The organism is Flavobacterium arsenatis (assembly GCF_031456785.1).
Taxonomy (GTDB): domain Bacteria; phylum Bacteroidota; class Bacteroidia; order Flavobacteriales; family Flavobacteriaceae; genus Flavobacterium; species Flavobacterium arsenatis.
In genome coordinates, this window is the sequence record NZ_JAVDVI010000004.1 from 174,071 (window position 1) to 188,508 (window position 14,438).

Sequence of the window (14,438 nt, forward strand, 5' to 3'; positions counted from 1 at the left end):
CAGAGATCCTTCCTTCGTCAGGATGACAAGATTGGGGAAGTTGATACTGGTACACCTAGGACATTCTATCAAGAACGCGGTTTAGCCAAATTCCGATCATACATCACAATACTTCCTGCTACAGCCACATTCAAGCTTTTTTCAGACTTAAATTTCACCAAATGATGGCATTTGGCAATTACTTTTGAGGACAAGCCATGGTCTTCGGCTCCTAACAAATAAACACAACGGCGTGGATGTTCAAAGGTTTCTAAATCCGAAGCTTTTTCATCTAACTCCACACCCACCAATCGGGCTCCTTTGGGGAGGTTTTCAAAAAAAGCATCAAAGGTGTCATAATGAAAATAGGGAATTGCCTTAACGGCATCATGCGTATCAGAGGCTTGTTTGGCATATCGGTTGCCAATGGTAAATATAAAAGTAGCCCCTAAATTTTGAGCCGTTCGCCACAAAACGCCCAAGTTTTCAGGGGTCTTACCATTTTGTATGCCTATACCGAAGTATTCGTTTATAAAATTATCATTCATACGGGCAAAAGTACAAACTGTAAGTGCATAAATCAAACCTGATGACGAAGTTTCCCCCTGCACCTAAAACCTTTCACCCAAAAAAAATACTACCTTTACCCCACGAAACCAACAACAGAAATGCCCAAGTACGAACTAGAGAAAACCTTCAACCACATCACCTACACCAAGGACACCCTCGACCATACCGATTTTGAGGGTTGTGTTTTTAATAATTGTACTTTCTCAGAAGCAACTTTCGTTGGTGGTACCTTTATCGATTGCACGTTCAACAACTGCAATTTCAACAACGCCAAGATCAATTATGTGGCCTTTCGAACTGCACATTTCAACAAATGTAAAATCAGGGAAGTCAACTTTGCGATGTGCGACAAGCTCATCTTCGAAATCCATTTCAAAGATTGTATATTGGATTTCTCTAAATTCTATGCACTAAAAATCAAGGGAACCACCTTTACCAATTGCAGTATCATCGCTGTAGATTTCATGGCCACCGACTTGACGGAAGTGCTCTTTGACTATTGCGACTTGTATCGTTCAGAATTCGACAAGGCCATCGCCATCAAGGCCGATTTCAGCACCAGCTACAACTACACTATAGATCCGGAAAAAACAAAAATAAAAAAAGCAGTCTTCTCAATCAACGGACTGAAAGGACTGCTTTCCAAACACGACATCATCGTGCAATAGGGTTATTGTTTATTTTTTATTGTCATTGAAATTGTCATTGCAATCTCTTCTCCATCACATAATCCTCCATCAAATACCCATATTCCAATTCAATATCTTCCTCACCAACAATCTCAAAGCCTATCTTGGTATAAAAATCTTTTGCTTTATTAAATCGGTTCACGTTCAGCGAAAGCTTATCGGCATGATTCTCCAACGCAATCTTCTCTATTTCCTGAATCAAAAGCTTGCCCAACCCCCTTCCCTGCGTTTCCGTCAAAAGATAGATTTTATGGATTCGGGTGGTGTTCGTTTCTTTATAAAGATGTTCGTACGAAGCAAAACCCAGAACTGTTTCGTCCTCTTTCACCAACAAAAACCGATGCCCTTTCTCCAAATAATTCTCCAGCAAAGCCTCCTCCGAATAAAACGCACCTAGCATATACTTAAGCTGTTCTGGTGACAATATCGCTCCATAAGTATCGGGCCAAATTGCATAAGCCAAGCTTTTTATAATTGGAAAATCAGAAGGTGATGCAGGGATGATGGTTATCATAGAAGTAGTAATATTTAAGTAGTAAGAGTGGAGTATTAAGTATCAAGACAAAGCTATTAACTGAAAACTGCGACTGAAAACTGATCACTGAACTACCCGTGAATAGTCTCCGATTTACCATACCTCGCAATCACCGAAGCCTCAAACTCCAACCATTCCCTCCAACGCTTTTCAACATCGATTCCGTGTCCGTATTTTCTGGCGTAGGTAATGAAGGTGGTATAATGACCTGCTTCGCTTTCCATCAAATCCCAATAGAATTTCGACAATTCCTCGTCGTTGATGTTCTCTGAAAGTACCTTGAAACGTTCGCAACTTCTAGCTTCGATCATCGCCGAAAAAAGCATTCTTTCTACAAAACCAGAAACACGGCTTCCCGTATTGCTTCGTTTCATATATTGGGCAAGTTCGCCAACATATTCGTCTTTTCGCTCACGGCCTAATTTATAACCACGTTTCTTGATGATTTCGTGTACCATCTCAAAGTGCTCGATTTCTTCTTTGGCCAAAGCCAACATATCGGTCACCAAATCCGGATATTCCGAATTGATGGTGATGATGGTAATCGCGTTCGAAGCGGCCTTTTGTTCGCACCAAGCATGATCGGTAAGGATTTCCTCTATATTTTTCTCGACAATATTCACCCATCTTGGGTCGGTTGGCAATTGAAGACGTAACATCATAACTGTAAAATTGAATGAGGGGCAAATTTACAAAATTCTGAAATAGGTTGACGTTAATTATTATTAGTGTTTAGAGATATAAAAAAGACACAAATTCCACTCATTTACACCAATTAATTAGTGGAAATTAGTAAAATTCGTATCTATAAAAAAATATTATTTTACCCTTTTACACGGCCTTGTTCACTCTCGGCTCCCGAACGTTCCTGTGATTTTGCTTGGAAGGCTTTCCCAAAAGAATATGTGAACGTCAAGGCTACAAAACGGCTATCGGGTTTGTTTTTCCAAGTGGCATCGGTCAGTTTCAGGTTGTTGATGACACCATTTCGGATGCCCATATAAAAAATGTCGTTTGCATTAAGCCGTAATGTTCCCCTATCGCCAAATACTTTTCTTTGAATCCCGATGTTGATGCTTGCATTTTCGTCAAGCGTAAATTGCGAAGAAGTCATTTTGGAAGTATATCTTCCGCTCAATTCAGCCGACCATTTCTTATCAATCTTGAACCTGTTGTTGGACGAAAAGTGGAAAAATGTCCCGAACGAATGCAACCCTTCGGTGTATAATTCGCTCTTGAAATCCATGTGGGCCACTTCCGTAAACAAGCTTGTAGAAAACCAATTCGTAACTTCAAAATCGGATTGAACCGTCCAACTCAAGAACTGACTCTTGCCGATATTCCCTGGACGACTGTAATAGATTCCGTCGTTGATTTCGATGGTTTCGTTGATGTCGTCCTTTGATTTTCCATAGGTTAAAGTCGTACTAAAAATACCTTTATAACGATAGGAAAGTTCCACATTATGCCCGAAAGACGGATTCAGATATGGATTACCAGAATAAAAGGTAAACTTATCGAGCGGACTCAAAAACGGATTCAAATCCTGATAATATGGTCGGTTGATGCGTTTTCCATAATTCACAACCATCTGATTGTCTCCGATAGAATCTAATTTATACATCACATAAACCGTTGGAAAAAGATTCGTATAATCACGCTTGAATTGCGAAGCTTCTTTCATGATATTCCCCAACTGATTTCCTTTGGAGATGGTCGTTTCAAGACGCAAACCTGTTTGAAATGAAAATCTCTTATAGCTTTTATTGAAATTCAAATACGCCGCATTAATGACTTCATTGTATTTAAAATGGTTGCTGGTGTCGTAATTCGGAACCGCTTCACCATTGATGATATCGGCATAATCCGCCACATTATCGGTTTCCGAATGGCTGATTTTATAGCCTGCTTCAAGCAAGCCTTCATTTTTCAACGGGTGTGAATAATCGGTCTTGAACGAATAGATCGAAATCTTCGAAGGAAGCTTCCCCACTAATTCATCGCTGTTGCTCAAAGTATTGTCGGGTTGGTAAATATAATTACGAAAACCCTGTTCGGTTCTGTCGGAATAAGTTAGAAAATCGGCATCGGCAGTAAGCCTTTTTCCTTCGTTGAAATCACGGCTGTAGTTTAAAGTCACACCGCCGTTCCTGAATTTATTATCCGTCCTGTTATCGGCAATAATGGTTGAATCGATAACTGATGAAGCGTTTGAAAGTACACTGCTAACGTCCGAAGTATTAAAACCAGTACGTGTAAATCCATTCAAGCTGATGCCCAAAGTGGTTTTCTCGGAAGCATAAAAATCCAAACCGATTTTTGCATTAGCATTCTTATTCTCGCCTTCAATCAAACTGTTCTGGTCAAATAGTGTCTTGGTGCTCAAATCTTCGTTCTTATACCTTCTGAAGATGTACAAATCCGTCACCGATTCCTGCCTTGCATAACTTACATTACCATAAAGACGGATTTTTCCATCTGTATAATTAAGGTTTAAACTATTTCGGTTGACCATTCGCTTTCCTTGCGAAAAACGGGTGGAGAAACTGCCGTTAAAACCCCTTGCATTGCTTTTCTTGGTTTTGATGTTGATGATTCCTGCTCCACCAGCTGCGTCATATTTTGCAGGCGGATTCGTCATAAACTCAATCTGATTAAGGGTTGATGCAGGAAGCGATTTTAGATAGGCTTCCAATTCCGCTCCTGAAAGATAGGTTGGCTTATCATCGATAAAGACTTGGACGCCAGTTTTGCCTTTGAAGGTTATGGTTCCGTTTTGGTCGATGATAATGCCGGGTGATTTTTCTAAAACATCCATAGCATCCGAACCTGCGGCTGACATCATGGCGTCAACATTTACAACCGTTCGGTCGATTTTGTTTACTACAAATGGTTTCTTCTTTTCGATGACAACTTCATCGAGTTTGTTGACATCTTCGGTTTCTAGTTGTATAACTGGTAATGCAACAGTATTTTGCTGAATAGCAATTGGTTGTGATTGATAGGTTTTAAATCCCAAATAATCAATTACAAGAAGGTAATTATTATCAGCAAGATTGGTGAATTCAAAATTTCCATTTGTTTCTGGAAAAGTGGTCTTAACAAGGGAATTATCCGAAGCTGAAACTAGTGTGATTAGGACTATTTCTAAAGGTTCGTTGTTGGAAGTTTTGATTGCTCCACTGATTTTCCCGTTGGTTTGTGCTTGCAAAAAGGAAGTACACAGTACTAAAAAGTACAGTAGTACAAATTTGAATAGATAATGCATTGATTGTTCGTGATTTGATTGATGATTGAAATATGATTGCTTATTCGTTGATTAGTCGAATAATAAATAATTTAGTTACAGGCTACCAGATTTGAGATATCATAATTATAAACAATTGAAATTTTGTCGGAAACTCTATGTTTTTCTTGCACCTGCTTCAAATATTTTTGTTTAAACTTCTTGTGAACACTATCGGATTGTACTTTTCCATTCACTATCAGATTTGTATCTGAAAGGTTATACGATAAATTCACAGTTACAGAAATTATCTTTTCAGCAGTCAGATCATTGATTATGGATTGGGCCATTTTTTCTGGAGATTCCCAAACTTTGTCGGCTGTAATCACGATTCTCTCCTTTTCTTGTATTTTTTTGTCGGTAACCGATGTTTTTTCGCAAGTGGTTACGGTTTGGTTTTTTGGAGTTGTCAAAACTTTCTTCACCGTTTCCTGTTTACTTTTTTCTGCTTCAAGCCTTTTTTCCTCCGCGTTTTCACTGCTTATTTCTGCCTTTTTTTCATCGATTTCGGATAGAGAGTTTGCTTCATCTTCCGTCATTACACTTGGTTTTTGAGCAACAATTTCACAATATTCGCTTTTAGAAGTTTTAGTTTCAGAAGTTTTTGTCACTTCCTTAATCTTTTGTTCGTTCTCGTAAGTGGTAGTGATTTCTTCCGTAGTAGTAGTTTCGGTTCTAATTGCTGTCGAAGGTTTTCCCGAAGACTCCATTTTTGAGTTCCCAAAGGCCAACATCACCATCAAGACTGCAAAAACGGCAACCGATAGAAACGTCTTCTCAATTCCATTAAGTGATTTTGTATCGTTGTGGATGATGCGTTTTGCACGGTTCAAAAGATGGTTTTTCTTTCCGCCAAAGCCCATGATCAATTCGTTGTCTTTCATATTATATTCTTGGAACGAAACCAAAGCGTGAACAAATTTGGCCTTGCATTTGGTAACCGAGACCGCAATATCATCACAGCAATTTTCTCTTTCTTCTTTGATTAAAGACGACAACCAAAGTACACCAGGATTAAAGAAGAACACAATTTCAACAAAGCTTTGAAGCAGGTTTACAAAGTAATCTTTCCTTCGAATGTGTGCCAATTCGTGCAACAAAATCGCTTCGACTTGGTCTTGCGGAAGTTGTGATAGCATACCAATTGGCAACAAGATAATCGGTTTGAAAAATCCAGTAACCGAAGGCACTTTAACCAATTGTGATTCTAAAAGAACAATGGTTTTGTTGAGACGAATGTTTTGGCTCAAAGCTTCCAATCGTTCCTTCCAATAATCCGAAACGGGTTGATTTCGGTAGTTTCTTATTTTATAAATATGACTCAAATTGGTTGTGATTGAAAAGCATTTGAAGCAAAAAACAATAAACCAAATCAAGACGATTGTATTGGCATTTTTATTTAAAAAATCTACAATCAAGGTAGAGAAATTATTCGAAACGTTCCCATCTTGAAGCGTGAAAACTGATTTTAGATTTTCTGAAAAATTAACCGTCAAATAGGCTTCATTTTCATGTTGATATTCATAATTGAAGGTAAAACCAACTACTATAATAAAAAGCAAGAACAAACCCGAAAGCAAGTTGTATCGCAAAGTCGAAGTCGCTTTCTTGGTCATCAAAATCACAATCCCAGCCAGAAATGCCAGAATAAAACCTTGCCAAATCGTGTGGACAAGCGTCCAGGAAATTGCTTTCAATAAGGTGTCGCTGATGGTAAACATATTTTACTTTTAAAGTTGTTTGTTTTCTAATGTATCAAGGATCTTTCTGATTTCCTCAATTTCTTGTTTCGAAGTTTTTTTATTGCCAAGAAGTTGCATCATCAAACTGCTACTTGAACCGTTGTACATCGTATCGACAAATTTTTCAAGCAGGAAGCCCTTGGTTTTTTTCTCTTCGATTGTCGGACTGTAAATGTGTTTCATGTTCGACTTGTCGCTTTCAAGCATTCCCTTCTCGGTCATGATCTGCATCAATTTTAAGGTAGATGTATATTGAACTGCCCTTTTTTGTTCGTTCAGCTGATCGTTTACAAAACGAACAGTCGATGGTCCAAAATGCCATAGGATTTGAAGGATTTCTAATTCGGATTTTGTTGGTTCGGCTTGCATTTGTTTATTTTTTATTTCTATTATTTATTTGAACGATTCAAAGGTAGGAAAAATTTCGTACGATAGAATTATTAGTTGTTAAAATTTTCAAAAATATTATTTTGCCATAAATATTCACAGATTAATTATAGGAAAAGGCTATAATTATAAAGCCATGAATTCACGAATTTTCACAAAAAGATTTAGTGAAATTCGTGAATTCGTGGCTTAAAATAAGTTCAGAAAACTCTATCGCTTCAAAGAAAAATGGGCTTTAAATTCTTTGGCAACCCCTTCTTCTTCATAATAAATAACAAACCAATAATCGGTTGCTGGAAGAAGATTTGCGTTGAAGGTTCCGTCCCAACCATCGCCGGAAGGCTTAATTTCGGTAATCAATTTTCCGTATCGATCGAAGATGAAAATCTTAGATTTCAGTTGTTCATCCAAACCGCCAATGTTCCAAGTATCATTATATCCATCGCCATTTGGAGTAAAGAATTTCGGATAATCGATGATACGAATATTTTCAATTACAACTGCATCACACGAAGGCTTTTCGGTTTTTCTATCGTAAATATGAACCGTATGCAAGCCTGAAGTTACGTTTGTAAAGATGCCGCCGTTGTCTTCAATCGGACCATAATCCAATTGAAACCAGTATTCTCCGAAACCTTCCACCTCAACCGTAATGGTGTTTTCGTTGTTGAAAGCGTTCGTGATTTCAACACTTCTTACGACAGCACTACCCGATTGTATGACTTCAAAAACGTCACTTGGTTCTGGAACACAAACTGATGTTGAAGAAGAATCTGTAATTTCCAAGGTGTATAATCCTGGCGAAGCAGTAATAATTTCGTAGCTTCCCGAAGTAGCTCCCGGAATTTCAGTTCCATTCAGAAACCATTTATAAGTGTAACTCGGATTTTGGAACAGGCTAAATAACGTCAAGGAACGCTCTACCTCACCTGTTTCAAAATTGACACAAATCGTATTGTTGTTGTCTGGTCCCGTAATGATTCGAGGTTTCAAGATTGGTTCGACAATCAGGTTTACATCCGTCAGACCAATACAAGCGTTCGTTGAATTGATGTTTACCACACGGATAAAAATCCTTTGGAGATAAGGCGAAGCGGTGTTTTTATGTTCCGTCGGATTTTGTATCGCATTGACTCCGGTTTGAGCCGTGAAAGCCGACAAATGATAGGTAATGATAAAATCGGCTGGATTCTGACCGTTTAAGATTTCGGTTTCAAAATCTTCCAGATTAAAAGTCGCGATTCCGTCGTTTTCATCTTCATAATCGCAAATAGCAACATCGGCCGGTTGTGTCACTTGAGTTCCCGATTCTACAATCAAATTTACAGGTTCCGTGATGCTACAACCTGAACTAGCATTAGTGATTGTAATAAAAATCGTTTCCGAATCTATCGTTGCATTCGTATAAGGATTTGTAGTGATGGGATTCGCATTCAAAGCATCTCTTGAAAAAGAAACACTGAAATTCGCAGGATTTTGGGTAGTTCCTAGAAAAACCGGAATGTTACCTTGCAAGTCAAATTCGCCAAAACCTGAACCATCTGCCTTGCAAATCTTATATTCATCGGAAGCTAAAATTGGATAAGGATTGACTACAATTTGCATCTGAATATTGTTCGAACATTGTCCGGCATCGGGTGTAAACGTATAAGTTGTCGTTGCATTATTGTTCAAAGCTGGCGACCAAGTTCCTGTAACACCATTTGTAGAAATCGTTGGCAAAGCCGATAAAGTTTCGCCCTGACAAATTGGTGCAACTTGAGTGAAAGTGGCGATTTGTGTTGGATTTACAATGATTTCCATCGTGACGGCATTAGCACATTGACCAGCATCCGGAGTAAAAGTATAAGTCGTTGTCGTGGTATTATCCAAAGCGGGCGACCAAGTTCCCGTAATTCCATTGTCCGAAGTGGTTGGCAAAGCCGATAAGGTTTCACCCTGACAAATTGGTGCAACTTGAGTGAAAGTGGCGATTTGTGTTGGGTTCACTACAATTTCCATTGAAACAGAACTCGAACATTGACCTGCATCTGGAGTAAATGTATAAGTTGTCGTTGCATTATTATCCAAAGCTGGGGACCACGTTCCCGTAATTCCATTGTTGGAAGTTGTTGGCAAAGCCGATAAAGTTTCGCCTTGACAAATTGGATTGACTTGAGTAAAAGTTGGTGCCTGACTTGGATTTACTTCGATTTGCATCGTAGCGGTATTCGAACATTGTCCGGCATCTGGTGTAAATGTATAAATCGTAGTTGTAGTATTGTCCAAAGCTGGCGACCAACTTCCAGTAATTCCTTCGATTGAAGTTGTTGGCAAAGCCGATAAAGTTTCACCTGGACAAATTGGTGGAACTGGTGTAAAAGTTGCGATTTGTGTTGGATTGACGATGATTTGAATTGATACAGTATTTGCACATTGTCCCGCATCTGGAGTAAAAGTATAGGTCGTAGTCGTAGTATTGTCCAAAGCTGGCGACCAACTTCCAGTAATTCCTTCGATTGAAGTAGTTGGCAAAGCCGATAAGGTTTCGCCTTCACAAATTGGTGCCACCGGATTGAATGTTGCAATTTGAGTTGGATTCACCACAATTTCCATCGCAACAGCATTCGAACATTGTCCTGCATCTGGAGTAAAAGTATAAGTTGTGGTTGCTGTATTGTCTAAAGCTGGCGACCAACTTCCCGTAATTCCATTAGTAGAAGTTGTTGGCAAAGCCGATAAGGGTTCGCCCTGACAAATTGGTGCAACTGGATTAAAAGTTGCAATTTGAGTTGGATTTACTACAATTTCCATTGTTGTCGTGGTGGCACATACTCCAGCATCTGGCGTGAAAGTATAAGTTGTTGTCGATGTATTATCCAAAGCTGGCGACCAAGTTCCTGTAATTCCATTCGTAGAAGTTGTTGGCAAAGCCGATAAGATTTCGCCTTCACAAATTGGAAAAACTTGCGTGAAAGTTGGTGTTACATTTGGCGTAACGACTACCGTTACATCATCGTTTATAGCTTGGGAACAAATCACAGTATTGTTGAAGCCTAAAATTTTAGCACCCACTAAGGTATATTCTGTATCAATTATTGGATTAGCTGTAAGAGTAAATGTTCCTGTGATATCGAGTGTTGCCGATTGAATTGCACCACCATTAACCGTGTAATCAATTGTAGATTCTGGAGTTCCCGTAATGGTAATGTCAACAGGAGCTCCCGAACAGATAGTAGCTTGAGAAGCACTTATCGTAGCAGTGGGAACCGGAAAAACTTTCAAATCAAAATCGGTAATGGTAGAACAACCCGTGACATTATTGGTTACTCTTGCAAAAATCTGTTGCGGATTAGAAGCGTTACCCATAATCGGACCGATTGGTGCCACATTATCAAAGGCATTTTCTAAAGTGGTATGGAAGGTAATGGTATTGTTTACCAAATCTGCATTAATAAGAGGTCGTGCTGTATTCAAATCGAAAATTCCGACGTTTGGATTGTTACTGCAGGTTCTCATATCCACAATGTCATTTGCAGTTGGTGGTGGAGCAAAAGCTCCTGTTCCGTTCATTGCAGTTCCTGTCCATTCCAAATCAAAACCACCATCTCCCACTGGTCTATCAATAGCAATATAATAGGATTGACCCGCCACAACATCCAACCATCTTACATAACCAATTCCTTGATTGTAAATAAGCTGTGTTGTTGTTGTAGCTCCATACATTCCCGTATGGTTGTTTACAACAGGATTACCTGCGGCTTGTGATTGAAGCGGATTTGTTGTGGCACAACGAATAGGGCTTCCTAAACCTGAACAAGAAGCATTTGGATTATATACCCAAAAATCATAATCCACTGTCAGATCAGGATCATTAGGAATGATATTGAAGCCCAAAGTTCCAGATTGTACTATATTGATTTTGATCCAGATTGAATTATGTTCCATTCCGCCACATCCGGAAACTTCCTGAATAGTTCCAAATCCTGAAGCATTGGACGAAAATGTTCCGTTGCCACAAATCGTGATGGCATTTAGGCAATCATTTGGTTCTTGGGAAAACGAGATATTCCAGAACGATAAAAGCAGTATAATAATTATCTTTTTCATTTAATCGGCAACTTTTTAAAAATGAATAGCCAACTTTTATGGTTGTCATAAAAATTAGCTATTACAACTATTCTAATGTATAGCAGTTGAATGTTTTATGCTTTTAAGTAAAAGCCAAGACGTGTAAGTTTCAATTAAAAATTAGGAATCAAAAAAGCAACTTGTAAACTATTTATTTCCTTTAAGCCTATTTTTTAATTGAACTTAACACATCCCGACTTAAACAACCTAAAAACTTTAAAAATCAATTGCTATGAAACTTTTATTAATTTTTTACAATCAAGAATTCTGAACGTCTGTTTTGAGCATCCTGCTCTTCTGTACATTTTGTGCAGTTTACTTTCAGCTCTGTAAATCCGAAACCTTTTCCTGAAATCCTGTCTTTGCTGATTCCTTTTGAAATTACATACTGAACCGTAGCTTGAGCTCTCTGATCCGATAATTTCATATTATAATCGGCACTTCCGTTGGTGTCGGTATGTGCTTTTACGAAGATTTTCATTTCTAGATTCTTGTTCAAGACCTTCACCAATTTGTCCAATTCATTGGCACCTTGAGAAGTGATATTGCTTTTGTTGTATTCAAAATAAATCGGATTCAGCAAAACTTCTGTAGCGGTAATCACTACCTCAACAGGATCCAATTCTAAATTGATGGAAACTTTTCCTGATTTTGTCTTGGCAACATTTGCTGTAGCTGGATCGAAATCGTCTTTTGAAGCTTGTAAGATATATTCGGTATCACATTCTACTTTATACGAAACTTCTCCCGAAGCGTTACTTTGCTTGGTGGCAATCACGTTACGTTTGCTGTCCAAGATTGAAACTTTTGCATCGGCTAAAGCCTTGCCTGTTTTTTTGTCTTTTACAACCGCAACAGCCTCTACTCCACAAACTGGAACTGCAAGATAGATGTTGTCTTTTCCGCTTCTGTTAGAAGAAAAATAACCTACATTTTTAGTCAGATTCAAGCTGAAAGAGAAATCATCTTTTTCGGTATTTACGGGTTTTCCAAGGTTGATGACTTCAGCATCCTTATCATTCAAATCTAATTTGAAGATATCCAAACCTCCGAAGCCCTGTCTTCCGCTTGACGCGAAATAAAGCACGTTGTCATCGGCAATACAAGGGAACGTTTCTCTACCTGAAGTATTGATTTTAGCACCAAGATTTTCTGGCTTTCCGTAACTGTTGTTTCCAATGCTGATTTTCCAGATATCGGTTTCTCCAAAACCTCCAGGCATGTTCGAAGCAAAGTATAACGTCTTTCCGTCCTTGCTCAAGCTCGGATTTCCAACCGAATATTTAGTGCTGTTAATTGGCAAAGCTTGAATGTTTGTCCAATTTCCATTGACTTTTGTCGCTTTATAAAGACCTTGCTGACCAACTTTTACATTGTTCTTGGCATCTTTTTGATAAGAACCTTCGCTATGGCTGTCGCGTGCAAAATAAATAGTGTTTCCATCGGCACTCATCGTTAGAGGTCCGTCGTGGAAAGCCGTGTTCAAATCGCCAACAGCCTTTGGTTCTGATAATTTTCCATCCTCACTGCGAGTTGATTCATAAATATCCAAATAAGGCTGATCGATCCATTTATCGGTTTTCTTGCCTGTGTTTCTTGAACTTACAAAATATAAAGTATTGTCATTGGTCAAAACAGCTCCAAAATCTGCCTGATCCTTGCTGTTGATTTTGGTATCAAATACATCAAACAATTTGTCCTTGCTTGAAAGGCTTGGAATATAATTCGGATTTGCCTTGTGGTCTTTTGCACGTTGATCGCTTGGTGCCATCGATGCAAACTTGTCCATTTGCTTGTTGGCTTCCGGATACTTCGCCAAAGTTCTCAATGTTTGAGCATAACGGTAATAGGTTTCGGCATCCTGCTTGGTTTCAACAGCTTTTGCATACCATTTTGAAGCCTGCTCCATGTCAAAAACATTGTAGTAGCTGTCGGCCAATTGTTTATAGACATAACCGTCGGCTTTCTTGCCTTGCACTAATTTTAAATATTCTTCAGAAGCATTTACATATTGGTAGCTCTGGAATAATTTATCGGCTTTTTCGGTATTCTTATTTTGGCTAAAGCCTGATAGCATCGTTAAAAGAAGTCCTGCTGTAATATAAACTTTTTTCATTTTTAGTTTCGGTTTTTGTTGGTTAGAAATATCTTGGCGACATTGATACCTTTTTAGAGAAATTCAGATCAAACAACAGCATGAACTCGTGTGAGGCTGGTGTCGTTACGTTCAAATCCGAAACGATATGATCATAAGCATACCCTAATCTGATACCCGGTGTCACAGCAAAGTTAATCATTCCGCCAAAAGAATCATCCAATCTGTAGGAAGCTCCTATCTCAAAACGGTCAAAAAACAACATATTTGCAGAAACATCCAACGAAGTTGGAGCGTTAAAAGCCGATTTCAACATAAACGAAGGCTTGAATTTTGTGTTTGCCGATAAATCAAATACATAACCACTGGTTAAAAAATAATGCTGTGTTTCGGAACCAAATTGATATTCCTGACCATTTTGCGTTACATCCAAATGCTTGCTTTTCAGCATATTCGGAACCGACAATGAGGCATAGAATTTTTCATTATAATAGAAAGCACCTGTTCCGAAATTCAAATAGGTATTGCTTATGTTTTCGCTAAAAGCTGGATCGTTTGGATTCAAAACCCATCCGTTTCCGATGTCGCTGAACAAACCTACCTTGTGAAAAGTTGCACCAGCTTTTATACCCAAAGCCAATCGATGTTCTCCACCTAAATTAAGCGTATAAGAGAAATCTGCATAGACATTGTTCTCCTCAACCGGACCAATTTTATCGCTTACTGCAGAAAGTCCCAAACCAACATTGCTTCCGACAGGACTGTGGATGGAGAAAGTTCCCGTTCTTGGAGCTCCTTCAACATCAACCCATTGAGCCCTGTAAAGCAAACCGATGGCGATGTTTTCCTTTGAACCTGCATAGGCCGGATTCATCACGTTCATATTATACATATATTGTGTATAATGTGGATCCTGTTGGGCCTCCATATTCAGGATGACCATAAAGGCAAAGGCAACTGTAAGATATATTTTTTTCATTTTAAATGCTATTTTTAAATAACAGCCTGACTGGAAATTACAGTCAGACTGTTTTTTTTAGGATTA

At 38.7% G+C, this 14,438-nt stretch carries 10 protein-coding genes; 1 reads left to right on the forward strand and 9 read right to left on the reverse strand.

Features of this window, described 5'->3' with window-relative positions; translation table 11 throughout:
* Positions 1-68: 68 nt before the first annotated feature.
* Entirely contained in the window at positions 69-527 is a 459-nt protein-coding gene (locus J2X31_RS06195) for an RNA methyltransferase (protein WP_310025432.1), read from the reverse strand.
* A gap of 120 nt (positions 528-647) precedes the next feature.
* Between J2X31_RS06195 and J2X31_RS06200 the strand changes: the two genes are divergently transcribed.
* Positions 648-1,217 (forward strand): pentapeptide repeat-containing protein, encoded by a 570-nt coding sequence (locus J2X31_RS06200; protein WP_310025297.1) that lies wholly within the window; start codon positions 648-650, stop codon positions 1,215-1,217.
* A gap of 34 nt (positions 1,218-1,251) precedes the next feature.
* On the opposite strand, the gene J2X31_RS06205 is transcribed toward J2X31_RS06200, so the two are convergent.
* The 8 genes from J2X31_RS06205 to J2X31_RS06240 form a co-directional block, all read right to left on the reverse strand.
* Positions 1,252-1,752, reverse strand: coding sequence for a GNAT family N-acetyltransferase (locus tag J2X31_RS06205; RefSeq protein WP_310025299.1), 501 nt, complete (start codon positions 1,750-1,752; stop codon positions 1,252-1,254).
* Between the two features lie 92 nt (positions 1,753-1,844).
* Positions 1,845-2,432, reverse strand: coding sequence for a MiaE family protein (locus J2X31_RS06210; protein ID WP_310025433.1), 588 nt, complete (start codon positions 2,430-2,432; stop codon positions 1,845-1,847).
* Between the two features lie 164 nt (positions 2,433-2,596).
* Complete coding sequence (locus tag J2X31_RS06215; protein ID WP_310025302.1) at positions 2,597-5,041, reverse strand: TonB-dependent receptor; 2,445 nt, start codon at positions 5,039-5,041, stop codon at positions 2,597-2,599.
* Positions 5,042-5,112: 71 nt separating this feature from the next.
* Positions 5,113-6,780: a M56 family metallopeptidase gene (locus J2X31_RS06220; protein WP_310025305.1), complete on the reverse strand. Its 1,668-nt coding sequence runs from the start codon at positions 6,778-6,780 to the stop codon at positions 5,113-5,115.
* A gap of 9 nt (positions 6,781-6,789) precedes the next feature.
* Entirely contained in the window at positions 6,790-7,170 is a 381-nt protein-coding gene (locus tag J2X31_RS06225) for a BlaI/MecI/CopY family transcriptional regulator (RefSeq protein WP_310025307.1), read from the reverse strand.
* A gap of 228 nt (positions 7,171-7,398) precedes the next feature.
* On the reverse strand, positions 7,399-11,277 hold the full coding sequence (locus J2X31_RS06230) for a T9SS type B sorting domain-containing protein (RefSeq protein ID WP_310025310.1): 3,879 nt from the start codon (positions 11,275-11,277) through the stop codon (positions 7,399-7,401).
* Positions 11,278-11,542: 265 nt separating this feature from the next.
* Positions 11,543-13,414 carry an OmpA family protein gene (locus J2X31_RS06235; protein WP_310025312.1) on the reverse strand — a complete coding sequence of 624 codons (1,872 nt, stop codon included), beginning with the start codon at positions 13,412-13,414 and terminating at the stop codon, positions 11,543-11,545.
* A 22-nt stretch (positions 13,415-13,436) separates the two neighbouring features.
* The gene (locus J2X31_RS06240; RefSeq protein WP_310025314.1) at positions 13,437-14,372 is read right to left on the reverse strand and encodes a PorP/SprF family type IX secretion system membrane protein; all 936 of its coding nucleotides are present in this window, start codon (positions 14,370-14,372) and stop codon (positions 13,437-13,439) included.
* Positions 14,373-14,438 lie beyond the last annotated feature (66 nt).